Origin of the sequence: Virgibacillus sp. 7505, assembly GCF_002272135.1 — a bacterium.
In the GTDB taxonomy this organism is placed as follows: Bacteria; Bacillota; Bacilli; order Bacillales; family Amphibacillaceae; genus Terribacillus.
This window is the reverse complement of sequence record NZ_NPBF01000033.1, coordinates 73,883-99,855: the sequence shown is the minus strand read 5'-3', so window position 1 is coordinate 99,855 and position 25,973 is coordinate 73,883. Positions and strand designations below refer to the sequence as shown.

34 protein-coding genes and 1 riboswitch are annotated in these 25,973 nt (G+C 44.2%); of the genes, 25 read left to right on the top strand and 9 right to left on the bottom strand.

Annotation, left to right across the window (positions count from 1 at the left end; genetic code table 11):
• Positions 1 to 75: 75 nt before the first annotated feature.
• The 6 genes from CHH91_RS15570 (at position 76) to CHH91_RS15545 (ending at position 5,040) form a co-directional block, all read left to right on the top strand.
• Positions 76 to 870: a VLRF1 family aeRF1-type release factor gene (locus CHH91_RS15570; protein WP_286160806.1), complete on the top strand. Its 795-nt coding sequence runs from the start codon at positions 76 to 78 to the stop codon at positions 868 to 870.
• Between the two features lie 224 nt (positions 871 to 1,094).
• A complete protein-coding gene (locus CHH91_RS15565; protein ID WP_095224450.1) occupies positions 1,095 to 1,688 on the top strand; it encodes a TetR/AcrR family transcriptional regulator in 594 nt (197 codons plus the stop codon).
• A 266-nt stretch (positions 1,689 to 1,954) separates the two neighbouring features.
• Positions 1,955 to 2,806, top strand: coding sequence for an SDR family NAD(P)-dependent oxidoreductase (locus CHH91_RS15560; RefSeq protein ID WP_095224359.1), 852 nt, complete (start codon positions 1,955 to 1,957; stop codon positions 2,804 to 2,806).
• Between the two features lie 237 nt (positions 2,807 to 3,043).
• Entirely contained in the window at positions 3,044 to 3,367 is a 324-nt protein-coding gene (locus CHH91_RS15555; RefSeq protein WP_095224358.1) for a putative quinol monooxygenase, read from the top strand.
• Between the two features lie 46 nt (positions 3,368 to 3,413).
• Positions 3,414 to 3,746: a chaperone CsaA gene (csaA, locus tag CHH91_RS15550; protein WP_095224357.1), complete on the top strand. Its 333-nt coding sequence runs from the start codon at positions 3,414 to 3,416 to the stop codon at positions 3,744 to 3,746.
• 436 nt (positions 3,747 to 4,182) lie between these two features.
• The gene (locus CHH91_RS15545; RefSeq protein WP_095224356.1) at positions 4,183 to 5,040 is read left to right on the top strand and encodes an alpha/beta fold hydrolase; all 858 of its coding nucleotides are present in this window, start codon (positions 4,183 to 4,185) and stop codon (positions 5,038 to 5,040) included.
• A gap of 508 nt (positions 5,041 to 5,548) precedes the next feature.
• Here CHH91_RS15545 and CHH91_RS15540 read toward each other — a convergent pair.
• The gene (locus tag CHH91_RS15540; protein ID WP_095224449.1) at positions 5,549 to 5,998 is read right to left on the bottom strand and encodes a MarR family winged helix-turn-helix transcriptional regulator; all 450 of its coding nucleotides are present in this window, start codon (positions 5,996 to 5,998) and stop codon (positions 5,549 to 5,551) included.
• An 835-nt stretch (positions 5,999 to 6,833) separates the two neighbouring features.
• Between CHH91_RS15540 and CHH91_RS20640 the strand changes: the two genes are divergently transcribed.
• On the top strand, positions 6,834 to 6,992 hold the full coding sequence (locus CHH91_RS20640; RefSeq protein ID WP_176465814.1) for a hypothetical protein: 159 nt from the start codon (positions 6,834 to 6,836) through the stop codon (positions 6,990 to 6,992).
• Between the two features lie 39 nt (positions 6,993 to 7,031).
• Here CHH91_RS20640 and CHH91_RS15530 read toward each other — a convergent pair whose 3' ends face one another.
• From CHH91_RS15530 to CHH91_RS15515, 4 genes are read right to left on the bottom strand one after another with little or no spacing between them, the layout of a single operon-like run.
• A complete protein-coding gene (locus CHH91_RS15530; RefSeq protein WP_038564843.1) occupies positions 7,032 to 7,211 on the bottom strand; it encodes a 2-hydroxymuconate tautomerase in 180 nt (59 codons plus the stop codon).
• A gap of 13 nt (positions 7,212 to 7,224) precedes the next feature.
• Positions 7,225 to 7,641: a Fur family transcriptional regulator gene (locus tag CHH91_RS15525; protein ID WP_095224354.1), complete on the bottom strand. Its 417-nt coding sequence runs from the start codon at positions 7,639 to 7,641 to the stop codon at positions 7,225 to 7,227.
• A gap of 1 nt (position 7,642) precedes the next feature.
• Complete coding sequence (locus CHH91_RS15520; RefSeq protein WP_095224353.1) at positions 7,643 to 8,509, bottom strand: metal ABC transporter permease; 867 nt, start codon at positions 8,507 to 8,509, stop codon at positions 7,643 to 7,645.
• Complete coding sequence (locus CHH91_RS15515; RefSeq protein ID WP_095224352.1) at positions 8,506 to 9,234, bottom strand: metal ABC transporter ATP-binding protein; 729 nt, start codon at positions 9,232 to 9,234, stop codon at positions 8,506 to 8,508. The genes CHH91_RS15520 and CHH91_RS15515 overlap by 4 nt, the downstream gene beginning before the upstream one ends.
• 167 nt (positions 9,235 to 9,401) lie before the next feature.
• Here CHH91_RS15515 and CHH91_RS15510 point away from each other — a divergent pair, with 167 nt between their 5' ends.
• From CHH91_RS15510 to copZ, 3 genes are read left to right on the top strand one after another with little or no spacing between them, the layout of a single operon-like run.
• The gene (locus tag CHH91_RS15510; RefSeq protein WP_095224351.1) at positions 9,402 to 9,701 is read left to right on the top strand and encodes a metal-sensing transcriptional repressor; all 300 of its coding nucleotides are present in this window, start codon (positions 9,402 to 9,404) and stop codon (positions 9,699 to 9,701) included.
• A 12-nt stretch (positions 9,702 to 9,713) separates the two neighbouring features.
• Positions 9,714 to 12,098, top strand: a complete 2,385-nt coding sequence (locus CHH91_RS15505) for a heavy metal translocating P-type ATPase (RefSeq protein WP_095224350.1) — start codon at positions 9,714 to 9,716, stop codon at positions 12,096 to 12,098.
• A gap of 3 nt (positions 12,099 to 12,101) precedes the next feature.
• Positions 12,102 to 12,308, top strand: a complete 207-nt coding sequence (gene copZ, locus CHH91_RS15500; RefSeq protein ID WP_095224349.1) for a copper chaperone CopZ — start codon at positions 12,102 to 12,104, stop codon at positions 12,306 to 12,308.
• A 36-nt stretch (positions 12,309 to 12,344) separates the two neighbouring features.
• On the opposite strand, the gene CHH91_RS15495 is transcribed toward copZ, so the two are convergent.
• From CHH91_RS15495 to CHH91_RS15480, 4 genes are all read right to left on the bottom strand, one after another.
• Positions 12,345 to 13,415, bottom strand: coding sequence for a YhgE/Pip domain-containing protein (locus tag CHH91_RS15495; protein ID WP_286160805.1), 1,071 nt, complete (start codon positions 13,413 to 13,415; stop codon positions 12,345 to 12,347).
• A 53-nt stretch (positions 13,416 to 13,468) separates the two neighbouring features.
• Complete coding sequence (locus CHH91_RS15490; RefSeq protein ID WP_095224348.1) at positions 13,469 to 13,891, bottom strand: MarR family winged helix-turn-helix transcriptional regulator; 423 nt, start codon at positions 13,889 to 13,891, stop codon at positions 13,469 to 13,471.
• A 127-nt stretch (positions 13,892 to 14,018) separates the two neighbouring features.
• Positions 14,019 to 14,342 carry a spore coat protein gene (locus CHH91_RS15485; protein ID WP_095224347.1) on the bottom strand — a complete coding sequence of 108 codons (324 nt, stop codon included), beginning with the start codon at positions 14,340 to 14,342 and terminating at the stop codon, positions 14,019 to 14,021.
• Between the two features lie 12 nt (positions 14,343 to 14,354).
• Positions 14,355 to 14,594: a hypothetical protein gene (locus CHH91_RS15480; protein ID WP_095224346.1), complete on the bottom strand. Its 240-nt coding sequence runs from the start codon at positions 14,592 to 14,594 to the stop codon at positions 14,355 to 14,357.
• Between the two features lie 110 nt (positions 14,595 to 14,704).
• Between CHH91_RS15480 and CHH91_RS15475 the strand changes: the two genes are divergently transcribed.
• From CHH91_RS15475 to CHH91_RS15405, 15 genes are all read left to right on the top strand, one after another.
• Entirely contained in the window at positions 14,705 to 15,064 is a 360-nt protein-coding gene (locus CHH91_RS15475; protein ID WP_095224345.1) for an arsenate reductase family protein, read from the top strand.
• A gap of 83 nt (positions 15,065 to 15,147) precedes the next feature.
• Positions 15,148 to 15,537 carry a glycine cleavage system protein GcvH gene (gene gcvH / locus CHH91_RS15470; protein WP_093725748.1) on the top strand — a complete coding sequence of 130 codons (390 nt, stop codon included), beginning with the start codon at positions 15,148 to 15,150 and terminating at the stop codon, positions 15,535 to 15,537.
• Between the two features lie 144 nt (positions 15,538 to 15,681).
• Positions 15,682 to 16,032 (top strand): ribonuclease M5, encoded by a 351-nt coding sequence (locus CHH91_RS15465; RefSeq protein WP_038564869.1) that lies wholly within the window; start codon positions 15,682 to 15,684, stop codon positions 16,030 to 16,032.
• Between the two features lie 15 nt (positions 16,033 to 16,047).
• Positions 16,048 to 16,350 carry a thioredoxin family protein gene (locus CHH91_RS15460; protein WP_353615332.1) on the top strand — a complete coding sequence of 101 codons (303 nt, stop codon included), beginning with the start codon at positions 16,048 to 16,050 and terminating at the stop codon, positions 16,348 to 16,350.
• A gap of 87 nt (positions 16,351 to 16,437) precedes the next feature.
• A complete protein-coding gene (locus CHH91_RS15455) occupies positions 16,438 to 16,767 on the top strand; it encodes a hypothetical protein (protein WP_095224343.1) in 330 nt (109 codons plus the stop codon).
• Positions 16,768 to 16,826: 59 nt separating this feature from the next.
• Positions 16,827 to 16,928: riboswitch (SAM riboswitch) on the top strand.
• Positions 16,929 to 17,023: 95 nt separating this feature from the next.
• Positions 17,024 to 18,046, top strand: coding sequence for a methionine ABC transporter ATP-binding protein (locus CHH91_RS15450; protein WP_095224342.1), 1,023 nt, complete (start codon positions 17,024 to 17,026; stop codon positions 18,044 to 18,046).
• On the top strand, positions 18,039 to 18,707 hold the full coding sequence (locus tag CHH91_RS15445) for a methionine ABC transporter permease (protein WP_176465813.1): 669 nt from the start codon (positions 18,039 to 18,041) through the stop codon (positions 18,705 to 18,707). The genes CHH91_RS15450 and CHH91_RS15445 overlap by 8 nt, the downstream gene beginning before the upstream one ends.
• 15 nt (positions 18,708 to 18,722) lie before the next feature.
• Entirely contained in the window at positions 18,723 to 19,550 is an 828-nt protein-coding gene (locus tag CHH91_RS15440) for a MetQ/NlpA family ABC transporter substrate-binding protein (RefSeq protein ID WP_286160804.1), read from the top strand.
• 232 nt (positions 19,551 to 19,782) lie between these two features.
• Entirely contained in the window at positions 19,783 to 20,562 is a 780-nt protein-coding gene (gene sufC, locus CHH91_RS15435) for a Fe-S cluster assembly ATPase SufC (protein WP_095224341.1), read from the top strand.
• Between the two features lie 17 nt (positions 20,563 to 20,579).
• Positions 20,580 to 21,884 carry a Fe-S cluster assembly protein SufD gene (sufD, locus tag CHH91_RS15430; protein ID WP_095224340.1) on the top strand — a complete coding sequence of 435 codons (1,305 nt, stop codon included), beginning with the start codon at positions 20,580 to 20,582 and terminating at the stop codon, positions 21,882 to 21,884.
• On the top strand, positions 21,884 to 23,110 hold the full coding sequence (locus CHH91_RS15425; protein WP_095224339.1) for a cysteine desulfurase: 1,227 nt from the start codon (positions 21,884 to 21,886) through the stop codon (positions 23,108 to 23,110). Before sufD ends, CHH91_RS15425 begins: the two co-directional genes overlap by 1 nt.
• Complete coding sequence (gene sufU / locus CHH91_RS15420; protein ID WP_095224338.1) at positions 23,100 to 23,534, top strand: Fe-S cluster assembly sulfur transfer protein SufU; 435 nt, start codon at positions 23,100 to 23,102, stop codon at positions 23,532 to 23,534. The genes CHH91_RS15425 and sufU overlap by 11 nt, the downstream gene beginning before the upstream one ends.
• Positions 23,535 to 23,586: 52 nt before the next feature.
• The gene (gene sufB, locus CHH91_RS15415; protein WP_095224337.1) at positions 23,587 to 24,984 is read left to right on the top strand and encodes a Fe-S cluster assembly protein SufB; all 1,398 of its coding nucleotides are present in this window, start codon (positions 23,587 to 23,589) and stop codon (positions 24,982 to 24,984) included.
• A 194-nt stretch (positions 24,985 to 25,178) separates the two neighbouring features.
• A complete protein-coding gene (locus CHH91_RS15410) occupies positions 25,179 to 25,661 on the top strand; it encodes a DUF2975 domain-containing protein (RefSeq protein WP_411260282.1) in 483 nt (160 codons plus the stop codon).
• Between the two features lie 10 nt (positions 25,662 to 25,671).
• On the top strand, positions 25,672 to 25,884 hold the full coding sequence (locus tag CHH91_RS15405) for a helix-turn-helix domain-containing protein (RefSeq protein WP_038564903.1): 213 nt from the start codon (positions 25,672 to 25,674) through the stop codon (positions 25,882 to 25,884).
• The last annotated feature ends 89 nt before the right edge of the window (positions 25,885 to 25,973 follow it).

Genomic DNA, 25,973 nt, shown 5'->3' with positions numbered 1-25,973 from the left:
AGCTTGTATGTGGTATGTAGTGCTATATGCTAGTTTTACTTTACTAAGCAAATTTGTAAGAGGAGTGATTGCAGTTTGTGTTACGCAAAGGACATGGAGAAACTCGCACAAAAAGCCAAGCGCCATCCTCAGAAAGTACTTAGCATGTATGTGAATACGGATCCTGCCAACCGTGATCAGACAGGTGGCGAATGGAAGATTCACGTAAAGAATGGATTGAAGAACTTCGAAACATATCTCAAGAACGACCCCCAGGAGCTGGAGCAATTCTTGAAAGTGAAGGATAAGGTGAAAGCGTTCCTGGAGGATAACGGTCAAAGCATGAAAAAAAGCTGTGTCGTGTTTGCATCTGCGGATGATATTTGGTTTGCGGAATGCCTCCAAATGCCAGTCACGACAGAATTTCACTGGGAAGATGAGCCGAAGCTGGATCAATTTCAGGCTCTGTATGAAAAATTCCCAGAGTCAGGCGTCATTCTGGTGCAAAGAAATCAAGTCAAAGTAATCGATGCCGTCCTAGGGAAGATAAATGACACAAAGATATATGAGATGGATGTAGACACCGAGAAATGGAAGGTGCAGGCTAGCCCGCAGCGGGCATTGTCCATTAAAGGGAAAGGCGGAAAAGGATCGAAGAAGGACACGATCGAGAACCGCTTGGAAGCTAACCAGAAGCGCTGGTACAAATCTCTTGCACCTGACCTTGATAAGCTCGCAAAAGATAGAGAATGGAAAAGCATCCACCTCGTCGGTAATAAAGAAGAAGCCAAATTGATAGAAAGTTATATGCAGAAGCAGGTCCAGCAGACGGAAGGCAAAAACCTTTTTGATCAAGAGGAGAGGAAAGTGCTGGAGGAAGTGATTTTGTGATTGGAACAGTGTGCGTAATCGCACACTGTTTTTTTCGAATGAAACACGTTACTTACCTAAGCGTAATACTAGAAAGCAGTTATTCGTCAGCTATACTGGAATCATGAAGAAATCGCTCTCATATGCAGGTATGCGCCCATCTTGTTTCCGCGACAGGTATTATGGTTACAGGCATAGAACTTTCAACATGGACATACATGTATAGCGCTGTTATAATAGACAATATGAACACATATGACAAAATATTGGCAGCTGCTCTTAGGGTACTCGAAGAGGAGGGCGGAACCCAATTTTCGACGCGAGCCGTAACTGCAATCGCGCAGGTTACTGCTCCTACACTTTACCACCATTTCGGTAATGCCGATGGACTCCTGAGTGCAGCTATAGCGGAAGCATTCAAACAGTTATTTGAAAGCAAGATTGCCGCTGTGGAGTCTACTATTCCAGAGATGGCTCTTCGTCAAGGATGGGATGACTATGTCAGCTTCGCGGCAGCCCGTCCTCGGATTTATGCGGCGATGATGGGGCGGTTGCTCGAGGGGGCCCATATCGAGGCGGCTGATCAGTCGTACCAAGCACTAGTGCAAAATATTCAGAGAGTCGCCGATGAAGGCAAACTGGCTGTGTCAGTCCAAGCCGCGGCTGATCTGGTTTGGGCTTCCGCCAATACAGCCTCTTGGCTGTATGTGACGGCTCAAATTCGCAAAGCACCTCCCCCAAAGCCCAATGTTGTAGATCTCATTAGAGAAAGCGTAATGCAGATTATTTTGATCCGTAACCCGGACGCCGATTCGAGCCCTAATTCAGAAGACACATAAAAAAGATCGCTATCCAACCTGGCCCCCAGGAGGATGGCGGTTTTTTTTATATTTGAAGGATTTCTATAGGATTCGTGGTGTAACAGGTGAAATGTGACACATCGTGTATCACCCAACGCCCGTCAAAACGATGTTTCGAACTGCAGGGTTTACCCTTCCAAAAAGTATATAGCACTGCTATAGACAGATTTGTATAGCGGTGCTATAATGCTGATATAGCACTGCTATACAGTGATTTATATTTTATCCACCCTAGGAGGGTTACTATGCCATTCAAAACTCAAGAACTGGTCATCGTCACAGGTACGTCCAGCGGCATCGGTAGAGCTACCGCGGAGCAGCTCGCCGCTGAAGGATTTCACGTTTTGGCGGGGGTTCGTCGTCAGGAAGATGCTGACAAAATCAAACGCAAAAATATCGAGCCGGTAATCGTCGACGTTACCAAAATCGATACACTAAAGGCCCTGGCCGAAAGGGTGGCACAAGATCCGCTTGGTCGCCCTTTGCGGGCAGTGGTCAACAATGCCGGCATTGCCGTGAATGCACCACTCGAGATGGTTCCGCTCGATGAATTCCGCCGCCAGATCGAAGTCAGTGTGATAGGACAGGTCGCGGTTATTCAGGCGCTTACCCCAGCTTTGCTGAACAGCGGTGGGCGTGTGGTCAATATCGGTTCCATTGGGGGGAAGGTCTCCATGCCCGGTTTCGGAATTTATTCGGCTGCAAAGTATGCTATGGAAGCAATCAATGACAGTCTTCGCAGGGAAATGTCCTCGTTTGGATTAAAGGTTATCATGATTACTCCGGGTGGGGTCAGCACTGGCCTATCGGAACAAGGGATTACGACAGCGGCGCGGCTGGCCAAGTTAATGACGCCAGATCAGCACAGACGACATGACCGCCTTTTTGATGCCGTAAAGGTTCAGGCTGAAACATGGGCAACGGACGGTATCAGCCCCGAGAAAGTGGCAGCAGTGGTTTCACGAGCGATCCACGTAAGTAAGCCGCGCACTCGCTATACGGTTGGTCGCGATTCGGCACTGCTAATTCGGCTAGTCCGCATTCTCCCGGACAAACTACTCGATTGGATGCTCCGCAACCAGATGAAATTGCAGTAACGGGAGAATTAATTGATGTCACAAAACAATTTAAAACATGGTTTAGGTAGGGAAGATAGACGAAGCTTTGGGTAATATCAAACGCGTCGTTTAGATGTGGTTCGTCAAGATGTTCTTGCGGGCCAAGGCTTTAATCGTTCTTTTGAACTCTTATAACAGCATGAAAATAAGCCACTAAGCCACTGGAATTCCAAGCATAATCGAACGAAGTTTTTATAAATTAGGGGAGGAATTATCATGAACGATACAAAGAACCGTTACGTTACTGTACTATGGGAGGCGAGAGCTAAGTCAGGAAGAGAAGCCGAGATGAAGGCATTCATGACTGCTGCTATCACCCCGTCGCGCAACGACCTGGGCAATATTGAATACGAGGCTCACGAGGTAGAAGGTCAGCCGGGCACATTTATCATCTACGAGCGGTGGGAAAACCGAGATGCTCTCGATCGGCACCTGAACGCACCCCGGATGCAGGAACTGGTGCCCCAGCTCTTAGAACTGATGGAGGGATCCATTGAGGAGGGGATTCGACTTCTGCAACCGTTTCGTCCGGCGCAGTAAATTGCAAATCCGAGTGGTTTAGAAACTTTAGTGGAGGAGGCAAATCGTGGCATCTATCGAATATTTTACAGCACTTGATATTCGTGTCGGAACAATTAAGGAAGCGGAGTTTTTTGAAGAGGCCAAAATCCCTGCGATAAAGCTTAAGATTGATTTTGGAAAGGAAATCGGAATGAAATCCTCAAGTGCACAAATAACTAAGCGTTACAATGTAAAGCAAATTGTAGGAAAGCAAATCATTGGAATCATCAATTTGCCTCCTCGGCGTATTGCCGGTTTCAAATCGGAGGTATTAGTTTTGGGAGGAGTCCCGGAAAAAGGAGATGTTATTCTATTAAAGCCAGATACTGAAATACCAAACGGTACTCCTATTGCATAAAAATGAAGGCTTTACTGTGTGAAGTTGATTAGTAGCTGAATACGGAGCCTCTGCAAGTCTCTGTCTGAATACCCTTACGTATTGTAATCACATAGTACTGGAATAATTCCCTCGATTGGTTATTCCAGTTACTCACCAATCTATAAGAATGCAGAGACATGGGATGGATAGGAGCTGACAAAAAACTAGGGTTTTAAAGATAACTCAACAATGGGCTTTCAGTAACGGTCGTATTACCATTCCATCCAGATGATTTAGATTATACCGAGCATTTTTATAGCTATAGTAATTTAATAGGCCTCCTGAATAACAAAAAAGTATTTTGCAAAATTTAATTGTTGACAATATTTCGTGTAGGAAGTAAGATGAAAACACGAAATATATTGCGCACAATATTATTTTGTGAAACTAAAATGTGAATAATGGAGGAATCTAAATGAGTAAACTTACAGTAGGATTCGAAAATGGTGCACCGATTGAGCTTCACTTTGAGGACATAGGTTCTGGAAAACCAGTAGTGTTAATTCATGGTTGGCCACTTAGTGGGAGATCGTGGGAAAAACAAGTACCAGCATTAGTTGAAGCTGGTTACCGAGTAATTACGTATGATCGACGTGGATTCGGGCAGTCTTCACAGCCATGGAATGGGTATGAATATGATACGTTTGCGGCAGATCTACATAAGTTACTGGAGCATCTTGACCTTCAGAAGGTAACATTGGTTGGCTTCTCAATGGGTGGAGGCGAGGTTTCTCGTTACATCGGTACTTACGGAACAGAGCGTGTATCAAGAGCTGTACTAGCAGGGGCCGTACCTCCGTATCTTTACAAAACTGAGGATAACCCAGACGGTGGATTTGACGATGCAGTAATCAAAGGCTTACAAGATGGAGTAAAGGCAGATCGAATTGCATTCCTCGATAAATTTACGACGAACTTCTTCGCATCTGGGGACAGAACGGATCTAGTGAGCGAAGAATTCCGATTATATAATCGTGATATCGCATCATTCGCTTCACCAAAGGGCACACTAGACTGTATCGCAGCGTTTAGTAAAACAGATTTCCGTGGTGATTTAGATAAATTCAACGTACCAACACTAGTTATTCACGGTGATTCAGATGCCGTTGTTCCATTGGAAGTAAGCGGACAAAAAGCGCATGAACGCATTTCGAACAGCCAGCTTGTGGTAATTAAAGGTGGTCCTCATGGGTTTAATGTGACGCACGCTGAGGAGTTCAACACGGAATTGATCCAATTTTTGAATACTACTGAATCAGATTCTATAGAGTAAATGATTTTATTCGTAAATAATTCCTATCTGTTATTCAGATGGGGATTATTTTACGATACAGTACACTCTGCACATTAAGAGTGCGAAAACAATCCTTATTGTCATTAATTTTAGGAGGGTGTCTATAGCTAAATCGATCGACAATCAATTTAAAGCATTATATGTTAAAATCTCGTTGGATGAAGCAAAGGCAGCATATGCCTTGATTTTCATTAATCAAGGTACCCACTATATACACCCTGCCTTCCAAAAATTTAGTGAATAACTCTAGGAATGCGCCAATCTATGTCCAGGCGTGGAAACTGAGGGGGATAAGGCCCTCAAGAATCAATCTTGGGTCATTTTAAGGACAAGGCCAATATTAGAATATGTACGACACTAGATCACTAAAACAGAAAATAAAGCAGTATATGAGTTAATACAATAGCTACAGATATCAATGAATTTAAAAAAAGATGATCCCTATTCAATACGGAGATCATCTTTAAAAGTTAGCCTTCAGTTGCATCTATACATCAGCTGTTTCATCCAGATGATGTAAAAGATGCGTGATTCTTTCATTTATTTCATTCAATTCCTTAGTATTCAATCCCGATGCGTCGAATAAGGATTGCGGAACACAAGTTGCCTTCTCCTGTAAAGCTTCGCCTGCTTCCGTAATAAATATGTTCATGACTCGTTCGTCCACTTTGTCACGGCGGCGCTCAATGAGACCGGCAGCTTCCATACGTTTGAGTAGTGGAGACAGTGTACCTGTATCAAGATTAAGCACTTCGCCCAGATCTTTAATTGTTCTTTGTGGTTTCTCCCACAGAGTAACTAAGACTAGATACTGAGGATAAGTGAGTTGAAGTTTATCTAGGTAAGGGCGATATAGTCGTAAGATAGCCCGTGAACAGGCATACAATGAGAAACATAAGTGATCCTCTAATTTAAGATTATGCGGGTTTTTCTCCATGGTTGCACCTCTAATGATTAGTATTTCTCTCATTAGTACTTTAACATACCTCCTGCATGATAAAAAGAATTTTGCCCAATTTAATTGTTGGCGATATATAGAAAGTAGGATAGAAATAGAAATATGAAATATGGTAAAATCATGTATCACGGTTGGTACCTGTTTTTAAAAAATAAATAGCCATCATTCTACGCAAAGCTAAAGGAGTTGAAATCACTATGAAACGTTTGTGGGATAACCTACCAAAATATAGCTTTCCAGTATTAATAATTCTTTACCTTATACAGCGTGACTATCCTTTTGGAGGCACGTTTCAGACAATAACTGACATTGTCCTTTCATTAACACTGATATTGGTTGCGGTGAATTGGATCATAGATTGGAAACTTAAAAGATTAGATGAATAAGTAATCGAGATCAAGTCACCTAATGGGTGGCTTTTTTATTATTGAAGGCGTACAACTAATTACAAGACCAGCCAGTAGAAGTTTTCTGCTTTTAAAAATTCTACAGTTGCCAGCTGCATACTGATACTGATTCATAAATAGAGATAGCTCCTTAAGCGAATCTCAATTCAGAAGGGATACTGTACCAAAGATTATGAATATTAGTAAACGTATACGTATACATTTACTAAGTAGGCTGATCAGTATACTGAAATATATTTCTTCCTCTTCATAGAGTTTCTTCTTATCATTAGCCTTTATGAATTCCAATTTCCAGCTGGTGAGCCATGTTTAAATGACAGCAACAATCCAAATGCTTTCTCATTCCTGTTAAAACTGCACATCTTGTGGAGAAGGCTCGGATTGCCAAATCACCCGGAATATACGTCGTGGCATTTACCAACTCAGCAGCCAATACATTGGCTGATATCGCTTTTTTAGTCTACGATCTAGTGGGAGGAGAGCAGGACAACTACGAAGTGATCCCTCTGAATCCAATTTATATTGCTGATAGATATGCTCTTATTATGATGACAAGCAATCGATAGCAAAAAAGCAGCATGCTCACCTGAGCATGCTGCTTTCTATTAAGATAGACGTTTTCCGGCAACTCCGTAATTTGCCTTGTTCATTTCCTCAATGATGATGGAAACTGCTTCTGCGCGAGCGCCAGTTGTCTCGACCATCACGTCGGTCATTTTCTTGATCATTTGTTCTTTTTGTTCATCCGTTCGGCCTTCCAGCATTTTAACTGTAATGATTGGCATATATATCGACTCCTTATCGATTGTGACACGTCGGGCAAAGACCATAAAGCTCGAAAGCGTGTGTATTTACATGATAATCCGCAAGTTCTTCTGTGTAAACTGGGAGCGGACATTTCTGGAGCGGTTTGGTCAGTCCGCAGCTTTCACAAATGAAATGATGGTGATGCGTGCCGCTTCTGCAAGCAATTTTAAACAGCTTTTCTCCGTTTTTTTCACGGGATTCGAGCAGCTCCAGCTGTTCGAAAAGACGGAGATTGCGATAGATCGTATCCAAGCTGATACCAGCATAGCTAGTCTCCATGAAAGCAAGCAGTGCTTTTGCACTTCGATATCCTTTGGCATGGATAAAATAAGCTAGGATATCTGCGCGTTTATCTGTATATTTATGACCATTTTCCTTCAGGATCGCAATACCTTCGTCCACTTGCATATCAGGAAACTCCTTTCTCGAAAGCCGCTTTTCGTTTGTTGGCAAGCAGCAGCTTTTGAATGATGAAACTCAACAGAAGAATCAGGATCGATACGACAACAATGGTACCCCCTGGCGGTATTTCAAAATAATAACCAGAGAAGAGGCCGACAATAACGGATGTCTCCCCGAAGAGGATAGCCAGTATCATTGCCCATTTGAAGCCTTTTGCCAGACGGATGGCCGCTGCTACAGGTATTGTCATCAAGGCAGAGACGAGCAGCACACCAACGATCCGGATGCTCGCTGCAATGACAAGGGCAGTCAGCAGCATGAAGATGAAATGGATTGCTCTTGCATGCAAGCCGCTGACACGCGCATGCTCTTCATCAAAGGAAAGCACAAGCAGCTGCTTGTACAAGAATCCGATGACTAGCAGGACAATGATCGAGATGATCACAATAACACGCAGGTCTTCACTGCTGACAGCAGATACGGATCCGAATAAATAAGAAAACAGATCCGTTGTAAAACCATTAGCCAAAGATATGAAAATAACACTCAATCCGACTCCTCCGGAAAGGATGATCGGAATAGCGATTTCTTGGAAGTTACGGAACATGCTGCGAAGCTTCTCGATTAGCAGTGATGCTGCAACCGAGAACCCAAGACCCGCATAAAACGGTGTGATCACAGGAGTTGCCAGCTTTTTCTCCAGCAACAGTCCGAATGCAATACCGGCTAAGGTTACATGCGATAGGGCATCCGCAATCAGAGACAGTCTGCGTACGACGATGAAGCAGCCGAGTAATGGAGCAATCAAGCCGATTAGCAGACCGGTATATAGTGTATTTCGTAAAAATTCAAATTGAAGAAAATCAGCAATCATGCATGAATACCTCGCAATACTTGTAAATCGGTTTCAGGCAGGCTGAATTGTTCTGGGCTGCCTTCGTATTGGACTTGCTGATCCAAATAAACAAGTTTGGATGCATAATGCGCAATCCCAGCCAAATCATGCGTGATCATCACTAAGGTAAGTCCTTTTTCCTCATTCAGCCGCTGCAATAATTCATAGAAGCCTTTCACATTGGCGTGGTCGATTCCAACAGTCGGCTCATCAAGTATGATCAATTCCGGCTGGCTTACAAGCGCTCTGGCGATGAAAACGCGCTGCTGCTGGCCTCCGGACAAACTGCTGATATTTTCGTGCAGATAATCGCTCATATCCACTTGCGCAACAGCTTGCTTTACAGCGGCCCGGTGCTTAGCGGAGAATCTGCGGAAATAACCGATCTTCGGGGTAAGCCCCATTGCGACTACTTCGAAAACAGTAGCTGGGAAACCTTTATTGAAGGCATTCGCCTTTTGGGATACAAAGCTGACTTTATTCCAGTCCTTAAAGGAAGAAACAGACTGTCCAAAAAGTTGGATGGAGCCATTATTAGGCTGCAGTATTCCAAGTGCCAGCTTGATCAATGTTGTTTTACCCCCGCCGTTTGGACCGATCAAACCGAGGAAGTCACCTTTTTTTACTTGAAGGGATACCTCGCGCAAGGCAGCCTTCTGTTCATATGAGAAATTAATAGTATCTATTTGAAGGATAGATGTCATTTTCTATCACCTTTCTAATCACGTACTTCTTCACAAAGACTTATTCTATCGTAATCATTTCGATTTGTAAATCATAATCGTTTCGATTTAAAATCAAATTGTTGACATATACCTGGTGGGGGTATATTATATTTGTATACCTATAGGGGGTATAAAGGAGGTGTGCTATGGAACATTCAGATAAAAAGCCAGTCAAATCAAGGACTACGACAGAGAAGCAAGCGCTTGTTAATCGGCTCAAACGAATCGAGGGGCAAGTTAGAGGACTTCAGAACATGGTCGAGGAAGATAGATATTGTGTGGATATCCTTGTTCAAATATCAGCTATTCAGGCGGCACTGAAAAAAACCGGAGCCGCAGTTACCGAAAGACATATGAAGCATTGTGTTTCCCATGCAATTCAGCATGGAGATGGGGATGAGGCCATCGATGAATTGATGAAAGTACTGCAGCAATTCGGCAAATAGGAGGCGGTCCATATGGAGAAGAAGCAAGTAACAGTACCCATTACCGGTATGACTTGTGCTGCATGTGCAACCCGTATCGAAAAAGTGTTGAACAAGATGGATACGGTAGAGGCCAATGTCAATTTGGCAACAGAAAAGGCAGCAATCTCTTTTGATCCGAACCAGGTGGATGAAACAGATTTAACAGGTAAGATTGAAAAGCTAGGCTACGGAGTGGAACCTGAGGAAGTTTCCCTAGATATAAAAGGAATGACTTGCGCTGCCTGTTCAGCAAGAATCGAGAAGGTGCTGAACAAGCAGGAGGGCATCCAGCATGCTGTTGTCAACCTGGCTGGAGAGACGGCAGCCATTCGCTATAATCCCCTGCTTACAGGTACAGATGAATTTATCGAGCGTATCCGGAAATTAGGCTATGATGCAAGCCCGCGTAAATCCAGGGAAGAAAATGAGCAAGCCAGAGACAAAGGTATCCGGATGATGCAAATGAAACTACTGCTATCCGCTTTGCTATCTTTGCCGCTGCTCGCTACAATGGGCGGACATTTGGGCTTGTATGAAGTACCGCATATCCTTATGAATCCGTGGGTGCAGCTATTATTGGCTACACCGGTTCAATTTTTGATCGGCTGGCAATTTTACAGAGGAGCTTATCATAGCTTACGCAGCGGGTCCGCTAATATGGATGTGCTTGTTGCGCTTGGCACAAGTGCAGCATATTTCTACAGTTTATATGAAGTAATTCGTTTTCAAGGCAGCGGACATATGCCTGCGCTTTATTTCGAGACGAGTGCCATTTTGATCACCTTGATTCTTCTTGGTAAATATATGGAAAAGGTGGCGAAAGGGCGAACTACTACAGCAATCACTTCCCTCGTCGGCTTACAGGCGAAAGAAGCGACCGTATTGCGTGGGGAACAGGAAGAGAAAATTGCGGCTGCAGAGCTGGTGCAAGGTGATATCGTTATTGTACGCCCTGGAGAGAAACTTCCTGCAGATGGCATCATTGTGAAAGGCAGTACCCATGTTGACGAATCGATGCTCACTGGAGAAAGTATTCCAGTCAGCAAAGATATTGGTGATAAGGTAGCAGGTGCTACAGTCAATGGAAATGGAACAATCCAAGTAAAAGTGACACATTCAAATGAAGAGTCGGTTCTTGCGGAAATCATTCGTGCAGTAGAACGTGCTCAAGGATCCAAAGCACCTATCCAGCGCTTTGCCGATCGCGTTTCTTCGTTTTTCGTTCCGGCAGTTATAGTAATTAGTATACTTACATTTGCAGTATGGATCCTCCTGGTGAATCCAGGGGAGATGGCTCCAGCTTTGACAGCAGCTATCGCTGTATTGGTAATCGCATGCCCTTGTGCACTGGGACTCGCTACTCCGACAAGCATCATGGTTGGCACAGGCAAAGCAGCAGAAGCAGGCATCTTGTTCAAAGGCGGCGAACAGCTGGAGACAGCATATAAGGTAAATGCTGTCGTCTTCGATAAAACTGGCACAATCACCCAAGGAAGACCGCAGGTGACAGATATTTTGGGTGACACGCACCACTTGTCTGAAGCGATTGCGCTCGAAAAACAATCGGAGCATCCGCTTGCCCAGTCTTTTGTTCAATACGGGGAAGAGCATAGTCTTCCAGTCAAGGAAGCGGAAACGTTTGAGAATATACCTGGCAGGGGTATCAAAGGAATAGTTGAAGGGACTCCTATTCTAATTGGGAATAGTGCACTCATGTCAGAAAATAATGTGCCGCTTGAAGACTTTAAGCTCCAGGCTGATACGTTAGAAAAAGACGGAAAGACTGTCATGTACCTTGCTGCAGAAAAAAAGATAGAATCAATCATCGCCGTCAGTGATGCCGTTAAACCAGATGCAGCAGAAGCTATTAAACAATTGAAATCACAAGGTATCCGGACAGTCATGCTGACAGGGGATAATCAGCGAACAGCTGACAGCATAGCGGCGAAAGTTGGGATCGACACCGTTTTTGCCAGTGTGCTTCCCACTGGAAAGGCAGATCGAATTGCGGCTCTGCAGCAGGAAGGTTTTACTGTCGCGATGGTAGGGGACGGCATCAATGATGCACCTGCATTGGCAGCCGCTGATATCGGAATTGCCATCGGCACCGGCACAGATGTTGCAATAGAAGCTGCAGGAGTGACCATCCTTGGCGGAGACCTCAAACTCGTACCAAAAGCATTAGGGTATAGTGCGAAAACAATACGCAACATCAAACAGAATTTATTTTGGGCACTTGCATATAACAGTGCGGGTATACCAGTTGCGGCAATCGGTCTGCTGGCACCATGGCTGGCTGGAGCAGCAATGGCCTTCAGTTCTGTCAGTGTGGTAGCAAATGCTTTACGATTGAAAAGACAATTAAAGGAGAGATAAGACATGGAAATGACATTACAAGTAAACGGGATGACTTGCGGACATTGTGAGAAAGCAGTCAAAGGAGCACTAGGAGAACTGGAAGGAATTCAAGGAGTGGACGTGGATTTGGCCAGCGGAAAAGTCGATGTTGTGTATGATGATACATTAGTGACGAAAGATGATATGAAAGAAGCAATCGAAGAACAAGGTTATGAAGTAGTAGCATAAGAAAAACCTCCGCATTCTGCATGCGGAGGTTTCTTTTTATACTGCTGCAGCTTTTCCGTCTTTTTTAACAAACTGAACAGGCTGCTGTTTTTTCAGCATTAATGCTGCACATGTAAGTAAGAACGTGATAATCAAGATCAATCCAAGATGGAGGATAGTTGATGGTACACTTTCTCCGGCGTAAATTAGCTGAGTGAAGCCTTGCACCCCATTAGAAGCTGGCAGTATAGCGCCTATTACACGGAATATAGGAGACAATAGGTCTGTCGGAATGATATTTCCGGCAGCCATCAATTGGAACGGAATCATAGCAACGTTGAATAAAGCACCAGCATTGCCGAAAATAGCAAAGCTCATCTGTGTGAAAGCGATGCAGGCAAAGACAACTAGCAGCTCGAATCCCCATAGCTGCATGTAGGAAGCAGCTGTATCGTTTGCAAGTGCATGAATCGTTACGATAATCGTCGTTACGACAAGACCGATAATCAGTAAAAGCAGCTGTTTATTCCAGAAGAGCTGCCATTTGCCGAATTTACGACTCAGGATTTGTGTGACAATGTTCATTTGGATATTCATTGTCATGACAGCGATGAAGATGATGAAACCAAGGATCATCGGTACCATACTGGTTGCGAAGTTATCAATGTGATTTTCTTTGATGATTTCTGCTTGTACATTGGAACCAGCTATAGAGTCCGTCATTTGTCTTGCTGTACTTTCAGCTGCCGATAAAGCAACCTGTGAGTTGGAGCTGTTCAAGTAGAATTGTAATGTCGTGTCACTCTGTTTGGCTAAGTTTTCGGTGAATGCTTCCGGAATGACAATCAGCATCGTAATATCATTTTTATCCAGCTGTTTCTTTGCTTCATCATAAGAAGCAAGATCCGCATCAAATGGCATACTATCCAACATTTGTTCTGCCAATGCATTGGCCTGTTCGCCATCTTCATTGACGACAGCAACATGCAAGCGGTCCAGATGATTTGTTGCATCATGATAGCCTGTCAGCCAGATGACGGAAAATAGTAATGGGACAAGTATGGCAAAAGCCATGCCCACTTTCGTATTCGGGATTTTAAGCATTTCCCGCAAAGGTTGTAAACGCAAAATAAAAACTCCATTCTATATTAGTTGCACGTGCATGTATTTAGCGAAAAAAATCACTGCAAATTCTGATGCAGCTTTCGAATCAGAGTATGCAGCAATTCTATATCCTTCCGTTGGAAACCTAAATAAGCATGATTTTCGATTTCTTCTATCTTCGGTTTGATATCTTTGACCAGATCCCGGCCTTCTGCTGTAATTTGCAAACGGATTGCCCGGCGGTCGTGGAGATCATGTCCGCGGGTGACCAGTCCCTTTTTGACAAGTTTATCGACTATCTTCGTAACGGTGGTCTGCTCTCTTTCCGTTAAGTCGGCAAGCTCTTTTTGGGTGATGTTATCCTGCTTGTCCAATTCCGCAATAAGGGAGAATTGTTCTGGTGTCAGTTCAAACTGTTGAAGCATGCGGGACGTTTCCCGTTTCAAGGATAAGTATGTCCGGGATAAAAGCAGTCCTAACTCGTCTTGTGTCCTGCTCATGGTCCGCTCCTTTCAGATAGCTCAAATAGTTGCACATGCAAGTATATTACGGGTTTGTATCCTCTGCGTCAATATTTTTTTTGGATTGGTTAAAAAAGGACAATCAGCAGCTGATTGTCCGTCTGTGTCATGTATAGGGAAGTTCTTGTCGTGTTTTGCTGAATTGCTGATAAGCCTGTTCCACTTTTTGCTGCGGAGCTTGCTCCAGGCTGTACCACCCATGCTGGAACATCAGGTTATACAAATTACGCTGGGAGTCCTGTGTCTCCTTGAACATACGAGCTACTGTTTCATATAACGACTGATTGCTCATTTCGTTGAGTGCCGTGCTGTAAGAAGCTGTCATATACTTTTCGGTAGCAAGCAGATCAGTGACATGATCCCGGTCATTCATGTTCTGCGTTGTCGGGACTGGTGTCTGGGGATTTTCTATTTTTTGATTCTCTGGCATAACGTTCCCTCCTTAATTGAGCGGTTTTGTCTTCAAATGCTCCAGTAACATATCATAATGGCGCTGATGCATCTGGCCGATAGTGTGCAGCGCTTCCTGGGCATCTGTCAGCTGCACTTCACCGGCAGCATGCTGTGCCTTTTTTGCGGCATTCAAGTTCCAGTTGAGCATATCGCTCAAGTACAGTAAGTCTTTTTCTGAGATCATTTCTGGCGGCTGCAGCATAACATTTTGCTGATTTTCTGCTGGCATGGGATCCCTCCTTTTTCCTTTTTATCGTACCCGGGATCCTGGCGATTATTCTGTGCGAAAGATGCAAAGGACTATGCTAAAATAGCAGTATGAAAAGGAAGGAGATCTGTATGTTCCGATTTTATTGGTACCCGAATTGCAGTACATGTAAAAATGCAAAGAAATGGCTGGATGCGAATGACGTACCCTATGAAGCGATACATATCGTAGAGAACCCGCCAAGTCCGGAGATCCTGCAAGAAGCAGCGGATAAAAGCGGATTGCCGCTTACCAAACTGTTTAATACGAGCGGAAAGGTATACCGGGAGGGCGGCTATAAAGAGAAAATCAAAGAGGCAGATGATGCCCAGCTCAAGTCATGGCTGTCCGAAAACGGTATGCTGATCAAGCGACCGCTATTAGTTGGGGAGAAGGCGTCAGCGGTAGGTTTCAAACCGGAAGTGTACGAAACTGTGACTGCTTCGAATTAAGCAGAAACGGTGGTAATTTTATCTATTACCTCTTATAGTAAATATGTTAGCTATTCTTGTAGAAAATAGGTGGAGGAATAAAAATGAGCAACTTACCGAAAGATCTACGTTATACTGAGGAACATGAATGGATTAAAAAAGAAGAAGGCAATCAATATCGAATCGGTATTACCGACTTCGCCCAGGATGAACTCGGAGACATCGTGTTCGTGGAACTTCCATCAGTTGGTGACGAATTGAAAGCAGACGAGCCATTCGGCAGCGTCGAATCTGTTAAAACAGTTTCAGAGCTGTATGCTCCGATTAGCGGTAAAGTCGTAGCAGTGAACGAAGATTTGGACGACAGCCCTGAGTTCGTAAATGAATCCCCATACGAGAAAGCATGGATGATCGTAGTGGAAACAGACGATGAAGCAGCGTATGAGAGCTTGCTTTCTGTTGAGGATTACGAAGGACGGATTAAAGAGGATTAATTTTTTGGGTCCTTGTTGATATCTGTTAGCAAGGGCGGCGGTCTCTTTTCATATACTATGGCAAGCGTTCATTGCTAAGCTGCCTTTATTCGGGGGCTCGGGCAAGAAAGCAATCAAATATCGATCAGAATAGGTGATGCCAGTATGGGTGATGAAGAAAAAGTCATTATCGTAGAAGGACGCTCGGATAAAGAGCAGATAAGGAAGATCATCGATGAGGAAGTGACGATCATCTGCACCAATGGAACATTGGGCATCGAGCGGCTGGAACAGCTGTTGTATGACTATGACTTGGATCACAAGCAAGTATATATTATGGTGGATGAGGACAGCGCTGGTCATAAGCTGCGAAAACAGTTAGCACGAGAGCTGCCGCATGCCCAGCATATTTACGTAGACAGAACCTATCGAGAGGTAGCGGCGACCCCGGCCCCAGAATTGGCCACAGCCCTGCTTAGCAGAAGTATCATGGTGCATCCATTCTTCCTCGTCTGAAGAAAGAAGGGATGAATTATCAACATTATCAAAACGGAGGTCCAGTCCGTTATACACCAGGAGCAAGCAAGGATATTTGTGCACACGCCTTTTTGCGGCACATGTCAGCTTGCTGAAAAAATGCTCCTTGCGGTGGAGGCAATGATGGGCCAGGAATACTATCATAAACTGAACGCCTCTCTCTTTCCTGATTTCATGCAGGAACATCAGATTGAAAGTGTGCCTTGTCTCATTACCTTCAAACAAGGTGAAGTTCAGGAAAAAATATACGCTTTTCATTCCGTCCAGCATATGCTGGCCAAGACGCTGAGTGAATAAAAACAGCTTTCCTTTCCGGAAAGCTGTTTTTTCTTGCAGGAAATCAGAACGAGAAGAGCCAAATACAGTATATGGAGGGGATGGCGGATGATCATCGAAAAACTGACAAAGCTCAAGCATCAGATCGAGGTGAGGGAGGATTTGCTGCCTTTATGTAATGACAAGCGGCTGAAGGTCTTCATTGAATGGGAGGATGCCCATTTCGATTTGCATATAGATAGAAGCAGCCTCACGACACCAGCTTCCAAGCCTTATGGCATTTTACATATACGTACCGATGAGCAGACATTGCAGGAGCTCCTTAGCGGCGAGGTGCAGCTTCGCAGTATCTGTCACAGGCAAGTGGTGGAGGGGGATTATCAGCATATTTTACTTGTGGAGGCACTACTATTTCTGGGAGCTCAAGGAAGTATGTAAAATATGTTGACAAGATTATTAACTAGATGCTAAACTCCTTTTAGCAATCATATACCAAACTCTTATCAAGAGTGGCGGAGGGACTGGCCCGATGAAGCCCGGCAACCACAGGTTTTCCTGTATGGTGCCAATTCCTGCAGGGAAACCTGTACAGATGAGAGAACAATTATCGAACGCAGATGCGTCTTTTTGTTCTCAGGACAAGAAGACGCTTTTTTTATGGTTATAAAGCCACATGAGGAAGGAGGAGCGGATATTGATCACTATCAAAAACCTCTCCAAGACATATCGCACAAAAAAACAGAATATTACAGCGGTCGATCAGCTTAATCTTACGATTGAGTCGGGTGAAATCTTCGGCGTGATTGGCTACAGCGGTGCTGGAAAAAGTACTTTCGTACGCCTGCTGAATCGTCTCGAAGAACCGACCGCCGGCGAAATAATCATCAATGGCAAGGATATCGTTAAACAGCGAAAAAACGAGCTTCGTCTTGCCAGACAAGAAATCGGGATGATCTTCCAGCATTTCAACCTGCTGTGGTCCCGTACTGTACACCAAAACATTGCTTTTCCATTAGAAATAGCTGGTGTGCCGAAAAAAGAAAGAAAAGCAAAAGTAGACCGGCTGATTGAGCTAGTCGGATTGAAAGGGCGCGAAAACGCCTACCCATCACAGCTGAGCGGCGGCCAAAAGCAGCGGGTCGGCATTGCAAGGGCATTGGCTAACGACCCGAAAGTGCTGCTTTGTGATGAAGCAACATCCGCACTGGATCCGGAAACAACAGATTCCATCCTTGATTTGCTTGTGGACATCAACAAACGACTCGGTCTGACTATTGTATTGATTACGCATGAGATGAATGTTATCCGTAAAATCTGCCACCGTGTAGCTGTAATGGATACCGGCAAAGTGGTAGAAGAAGGCGATGCTGCTCATGTATTCCAAGACCCGCAGCAGGATATCACAAAGCGATTCGTCCAGCAGCTGGATGGAAGCGAGCAGTATGATTCCTTGTCTGCAGCAGTAGTGAAAGAAGGTACAGGTACGATAGTGAAACTTTCCTTCTCCGGCGAAAACGTCAATCAGACGGTTGTCAGCCAGACTGCGAAACAATTTGATGTTGATATTAACATCCTGCAAGGAAATGTACTGCAGACACAAACCGGAGCAGTCGGTAATTTGTTCCTGCAGCTGGTAGGCAGTGAACAGGAAGTGGAGAAGGCACTGAACTTCATCCGCGCAGCGAATGTGAGAGCGGAGGTGCAGGAACTTGTTTGAGAAGTGGTTCCCGAATGTAGATATTGCAGATTTGAATACAGCCATCTATGAGACATTCTATATGACGATCCTTTCTTTGATTGGTACATTCCTCATTGGTATCATCCTTGGTCTTTTGCTTTACCTGACTAGTAAAGGGAAGCTGTGGGAAAATAAAGTTGTCTATGGAGTTGTAGCAGCTGTCGTCAACATATTCAGGGCGATACCTTTTATCATCCTGATATTACTTCTGTTCCCTTTCACCGATTTTGTAGTCGGCACCATCCGTGGTCCAGAGGCAGCATTGCCCGCGCTAATCATTGGATCAGCGCCTTTCTATGCACGGTTAGTCGAGATTGCATTGAAGGAAGTGGACAACGGGGTAGTGGAAGCCGCGAAGGCAATGGGTGCGAAGAACAGTACGATTATGTTCAAAGTACTGCTGAGAGAATCCATGCCAGCCCTTGTTTCTGGTCTTACAGTAACAGCAATTGCGCTGATTGGATCCACAGCGGTAGCAGGTGTTATCGGAGCAGGAGGATTAGGCGACTTTGCTTACTTCTATGGCTTCCAGAGACGTCAGTTTGATGTTGTATTTATCTGTACGCTATTAATCGTTATTGTTGTATTCGTCTTCCAATTCATTGGAGACTTGATTTCAAATAAACTAGATAAACGATAAAGGAGAGGGATTCATTTGAAAAAGGCATTATTAGTTATTCTATCAGCAGCTTTCATGATCTTCCTGGCAGCTTGCGGTTCATCTGGCAGCGGCTCGGGCGACGAAGAAACAACAACAATCAAAGTTGGTGCTTCCAGCACACCTCACGCAGAGATTCTTAAAGAAGCGCAGCCTATCCTTGAAAAAGAGGGAGTCAATCTTGAGATTGAAGAATATCAGGATTATGTACTTCCGAACGACGACTTGGCAAGCGGCGACTTGGATGCGAACTACTTCCAGCACATCCCTTACCTAGAAACTTCAAACGCAGATACTGGCTATGACCTGATCAGCCTTGGAGCTGTTCACTTGGAGCCTATGGGCGTGTATTCCAAAAATATCAAGAATGTCGATGATATTAAAGATGGTACAGAAGTAATCATGGGTCGTAACGTAGCAGAGCAAGGCCGTATCCTATCTATTTTCCAAGAGGCTGGTCTTATCACGATCAAAGATGGTGTAGAACCTGTAGATGCTACTTTGGATGATATTGGTGATAACCCGAAAAACCTGAAATTCAGCATGGATGTTGACCCCGCTTTCCTTCCGGATACGTATGAATCAGAAGAAGATGCGCTAGTTGTCATCAACACGAACTATGCATTGCAAGCAGGTCTTACGCCTTCTGAAGACGCATTGATCCTTGAAGGTACAGATTCTCCATACGGCAACATCGTGGCGGCACGTGCAGAAGATAAAGATAACGAAGCATTGAAAAAATTGATGGATGTCCTTCATTCCGATGAAATCAAACAGTTCATCGAAGACAATTATGACGGAGCGATTCTTCCTGTCGATAAATAAGAAATACTATTCTCATGCCTTTGCTGGAATTCTCAGCAGAGGCTATTTTTTTGGGTTGAAATGGATGTGTGATACAATAGGAGAAGATCATGTTAAAACTGTGTTTTTATCTAGTAAAAAAGTTGATAATGGTCGAATAATGCTTTAAGATTGTAATGAGAATAAATTGATAATGTGTTTAAATAACGTATTATCGAAACTTATAAAATAGCAGCTATCGGAGGGTTTATAAATGGCAGGTTCAGTTTTAGAAATCAAAGACCTACATGTTTCGATTGAAGATAAGGAAATTCTAAAAGGTGTAAACCTTACGATAAAGAGCGGAGAATTCCATGCAGTAATGGGACCGAATGGTACTGGTAAATCTACATTGGCATCCGCGATCATGGGACATCCTAAATACGAAGTGACTAGCGGAAGCATCACTTTGGACGGGGAAGATGTTTTGGAAATGGAAGTGGACGAGCGTGCTCGTGCGGGTCTGTTCCTTGCAATGCAGTATCCAAGTGAAATCAGCGGTGTAACAAACTCTGACTTCCTTCGTTCTTCCATCAACGCTCGCCGTGAAGAAGGCGACGAGATTCCATTGATGAAATTCATCAAAGAGATGGACGAAGCGATGGACTTCCTTGAAATGGATAAGAACATGGCACAGCGTTACTTGAATGAAGGTTTCTCCGGCGGGGAGAAAAAACGTAATGAAATCCTTCAGCTTCTTATGATGAAAGCTGAAATCGGTATCCTTGACGAGATCGATTCCGGTCTGGATATCGATGCGCTGAAAGTTGTTGCAAAAGGTATCAACAAACTGCGCGACGAAAACTTCGGTTGCCTAATTATTACCCACTACCAGCGTTTGCTAAACTACATCGAGCCTGATTTCGTACACGTTATGATGCAAGGCCGTGTTGTGAAATCCGGCGGATCCGAGCTTTCCCAGCGTTTGGAAGCAGAAGGTTACGATTGGATCAAACAAGAGCTTAACATCGAAGACGAAACAATTAACGCGTAAACTGGAGGAGGGATCTTATGACTGTTGAAACGAAGCAACAATATAATGATGAATATATCAGCCGTTTTTCCAGTTCCCGCAATGAGCCTGAATGGATGAAGGAACTTCGTCAGCAAGCTCTTTCCCAATCGGAATCTTTGGACATGCCAAAACCCGATAAAACTGGGATCAAGAACTGGGATTTCGATACGTATGTGCATGAAGTAGCAGGGGAGAAAATCAATACGTTGGAAAGCCTGCCAGCAAGTGTGGCGGCTTTGATTGATACGGATAATGCTCCAAACCTTTACATTCAGCGTAATAATAGTGCAGCATACCTTGCTCTAAGCGAAAAATGGAGCGACCAAGGTGTTATCTTCACGGATATTTTCACTGCCCTGCAGCAGCACGGTGACTTGGTGAAGCGATTCTACATGAAGGATGCTGTGAATATTGATGAAAATCGTTTGACTGCTCTGCATGCAGCATTGATGAACGGCGGAGTGTTCGTCTATGTTCCGAAAAACGTTGTAGTGGACGAGCCGCTTCAAACTATTTTCTGGCAGGAAGATGATAAAGTAGCTTCCTTCAATCATATATTAATCGTTGCGGAAGCGAATAGTGCTGTAACATATGTTGAAAACAGCATTTCACATAACGCTGACCAAGCAACATTCGCAAACGTTGTGACAGAAGTCATTGCAGCAGATAATGCCAGCGTATCTTATGGTGCGGTTGATAACTATGCTGCAGGTACGACTGTCTATGCAAAACGCCGCGGTGTAGCTTACCGTGATGCTCGCATTGACTGGGCGATCGGTCAAATGAACGATGGTAACACAATCAGTGAGCATATCACACACTTGATCGGTGATAACTCCGGTTCCGAAGCGAAAAGTGTAGTTGTAGGACGCGGAAAGCAAATCCAGAACTTCACGACGAATATTGTTCACTTCGGTAAGAATTCTGTTGGAAGCATCTTGTCCCACGGTGTTATGAAAGACCAGGCAAGCTCTGTATTCAACGGTATCGGTAAAATCGAACATGGTGCCAGCAAATCTGATGCAACCCAAGAAACACGTGTTTTGATGCTTAGCCAAGGTGCACGCGGTGACGCGAACCCGATTCTTTTGATTGATGAAGATGATGTAGTGGCAGGACACGCAGCTTCTGTAGGCCGTGTAGATCCGCTTCAGCTTTATTACTTGATGAGCCGCGGAATCACGAAGCATGAAGCTGAACGTCTAATCATCCATGGATTCCTTGCACCTGTAGTTAACCAGCTGCCGATCGAAACGGTAAAAAATCAGCTGACTCAGGTAATTGAAGGGAAAGTAAACTAATGGATGCCCGCTCTATCCGTGAACAGTTCCCGATCCTGCATCAGGAAGTCAACGGACATCCGCTGGTCTACTTGGATTCCTCTGCAACTTCCCATAAGCCGATAAAAGTATTGGAAGCTGTGGATGCCTATTACCGGAACGACAACAGCAATGTACACCGTGGTGTGCATACACTTGGAACCCGGGCTACGGATAAATATGAAGGTGCCAGAGAAAAGGTGCAGCAATTCATCCATGCCAGAAGCACCAAGGAAGTAATCTTCACACGCGGTACAACGACAGCAATCAATACGGTTGCACACAGTTACGCCCGTGCGAACTTGGAACCTGGTGATGAAGTGATCATCACACCGATGGAGCACCATAGTAATATCATCCCGTGGCAGCAGGCGGTCAAAGCGACCGGAGCAACATTGAAATACTTTGAACTGAACGAAGATGGTACGTTGAACATGGAAGATGTGAAGAAATCGATCGGTCCGCAAACGAAGATCGTAGCTTTGACTCATGTTTCCAATGTTCTTGGAACCATTAATCCTATAAAAGAAATCGTCGAGCTTGCTCATCGGCAGAATGCTGTCGTTCTAGTTGATGGTGCACAAGGCGCACCGCACTTAAAGGTGGATGTGCAGGATCTCGATTGTGATTTCTATTGCTTCAGCGGTCATAAAATGTGCGGACCGACTGGAATCGGTGTCCTTTACGGAAAGCAGGAACTGCTTGAAAATATGGAACCGGTCGAATTCGGCGGTGAAATGATCGATTTCGTACATCTGTATGATTCAACATGGAAGGAGCTTCCTTGGAAGTTTGAGGGAGGTACTCCTATCATTGCTGGAGCAATCGGTCTTGGTGCTGCAATTGACTTCCTGACTGAAATCGGTCTGGATAATATCGAAGCACATGATCAGAAGCTGACTGCATATGCGATGGAACGGATGAGCGGAATCGAGGGGCTGAGCATCTATGGTCCTTCGAAAGACAAACGCTCTGCAGTGGTCACTTTCAATATTGATGGTGTCCATCCGCATGATACAGCGACTGCTCTCGATACAGAAGGTATCGCTGTCCGTGCCGGACATCATTGTGCACAGCCGCTTATGCGCTGGCTGGACGTCACAGCTACTGCCCGTGCAAGTATGTACGTTTACAATACCGAAGACGATATCGACAAACTTGTCAGCGGACTGGCAAAAACGAAGGAGTTTTTCGGAAATGTCTTTTAATAACCTTGATACACTCTACCGTCAAGTGATCATGGATCACTATAAACATCCGCGGAATCGTGGTAAGCTGGAAGAAGGCGCACTTGTGGTCGATATGAATAACCCGACGTGCGGGGACCGGATCCAGCTGCAGCTCCAGGTGGAGGATGGCAAGGTGAAGGATGCGAAATTCGAAGGAGAGGGCTGCTCCATCAGCATGTCCTCTGCCTCTATGATGACACAAGCCATCAAAGGTAAATCCGTTGAAGATGCACTCCGGATGTCTCAGCTGTTCTCCGATATGATGCTAGGTAAGGAAATCGATCCTGGCAATCTGGAAATGGGCGATGTGGAAGCATTGCAGGGAGTTGCGAAATTCCCGGCACGCATTAAATGCGCAACACTCGCTTGGAAGGCAATGGAGCAAGGCGTCGAAAAGAACTAAAACGTGAACACTGTCGTGTGAAATAGATGTAATCCTATAAGGAGGTTTTACCATGGCTAAAAAAGCGCCTGAAATTGGAGATTACCGGTATGGCTTCAGTGATCGTGATGTATCCATTTTCCGTACGGAAAAAGGCCTTACACCTAGAATCGTTGAAGAAATCTCTAAATTGAAAGAAGAACCACAATGGATGCTGGACTTCCGTCTTAAATCCTTGGAGCAATTCTATAAGAAACCAATGCCGCAGTGGGGTGGAGACCTTGCTGAGCTTGACTTCGATGAAATCACTTACTACGTGAAACCATCTGAGCGTTCTGAGCGTTCTTGGGATGAGGTACCGGAAGAAATCAAGAACACATTCGATAAGCTAGGTATTCCGGAAGCTGAACAGAAATACCTTGCTGGTGTTTCGGCACAGTACGAATCCGAGGTTGTTTACCATAACCTAAAAGAAGACCTAGAAGAAATGGGTATCATCTTCAAGGATACAGATACTGCCCTTAAAGAAAATGAAGACTTGTTCCGCGAATACTTCGGTAAGCTTATTCCGCCTTCCGATAATAAATTCGCAGCTTTGAACTCGGCAGTATGGTCCGGCGGTTCCTTCATCTATGTACCGAAGGGCGTTAAGACTGATACTCCGCTGCAAGCATATTTCCGAATCAACTCTGAAAACATGGGTCAGTTCGAGCGTACACTAATCATCGTTGATGAAGGTGCTTCTGTACATTACGTAGAGGGCTGTACAGCTCCTGTATACACAACGAACTCCCTGCACAGTGCAGTAGTTGAGATCTTCGTTGCAAAAGATGCTTACTGCCGTTATACAACAATCCAGAACTGGGCGAACAACGTCTATAACCTGGTTACAAAACGCGCGACAGTAGATGCTAACGGTACGATGGAATGGATCGATGGTAACATCGGTTCCAAGCTTACAATGAAATACCCAGCTGTCATCCTTAAAGGGGAAGGCGCACGCGGTATGACATTGTCCATCGCACTTGCAGGTAAAGGACAGCATCAGGATGCTGGTGCGAAAATGCTTCACTTGGCACCAAATACTTCTTCTACGATCGTTTCTAAATCCATCTCTAAACAAGGTGGTAAAGTAACGTATCGCGGAATCGTTCACTTCGGTAAGAAAGCAGACGGCGCTCGCTCCAACATCGAGTGTGATACGCTGATCCTGGATAACAAATCCACTTCCGATACGATTCCTTACAACGAGATCTTCAACGAGAACATCTCTTTGGAGCACGAAGCGAAAGTTTCCAAAGTATCCGAAGAGCAATTGTTCTACTTGATGAGCCGTGGTATCTCTCAAGAAGAAGCAACTGAAATGATCGTAATGGGCTTCATCGAGCCATTCACGAAAGAACTTCCAATGGAATATGCCGTTGAAATGAACCGTCTGATCAAATTCGAAATGGAAGGTTCCATCGGTTAATAGCTTTCCTATTAATATGAAAAAGACGAACTCTTGGAGTTCGTCTTTTTTTGTTGTGTAAAATTGATTCTTCGAGAAGATAAGAGTATCATTTATTAGATTCAACATATAATTTTCGTTTTTGAATAATTATTTATTGTAAAACGATAAATAATATATTAAGATCGTAATTAAGAAAATCAAGAGAGGTGCTTATAATGAAACGAGAAACACTCTTCTTAAAGCTAGCTGTCTTTCTAATGGCTTTGCCGGTTCTTGCATTATGTATTTTTGCGATTCCAAATATAGCTTTTGGTTCGGCAGATTATTATCCGGAAGTGGAATTTTTAAAATATCCTGCTTTGGTTGGATTGTATGTAACAGCATTGGCATATTTCCTAGCTCTTTATCAGTCTTTTCGCCTGCTTGGTTATATTGACAAAAATGTAGCTTTTTCCGATTTGTCTGTCAAGGCATTAAAGAATATTAAACTCTGCGCTATAACTATAAGTATTGTTTACGTAATACTTCTGCCGCTAATTTATGTCGTTGCCGAGAGAGACGATGCTCCAGGACTTATTTTGGTAGGAATGGCGCTTATCTTCGCGCCGTTGGTAGTTGCAATTTTTGCTGCTGTCCTGCAAAAACTGCTGAAAAATGCCATTGATATTAAATCAGAAAATGACTTAACGGTCTGAGGTGAACAACATGGCGATAATTATAAATATTGATGTAATGCTCGCTAAAAGAAAAATGAGTGTTACAGAACTTTCAGAGAAGGTCGGAATTACAATGGCGAATCTGTCCATTTTGAAAAACGGAAAAGCAAAGGCGATACGAGTATCAACGCTAGATGCTATTTGCAAGGCTTTGGATTGTCAGCCTGGAGATATCCTGGAATACCGAAGTGATGAAGAATAACGAATTAGCAGCCATGTGGCAAGCCGAAGAAAGTACCGGAGGGATATGGCTATGTATAGAAATCGAAACATAACTTACTATGCAGGACA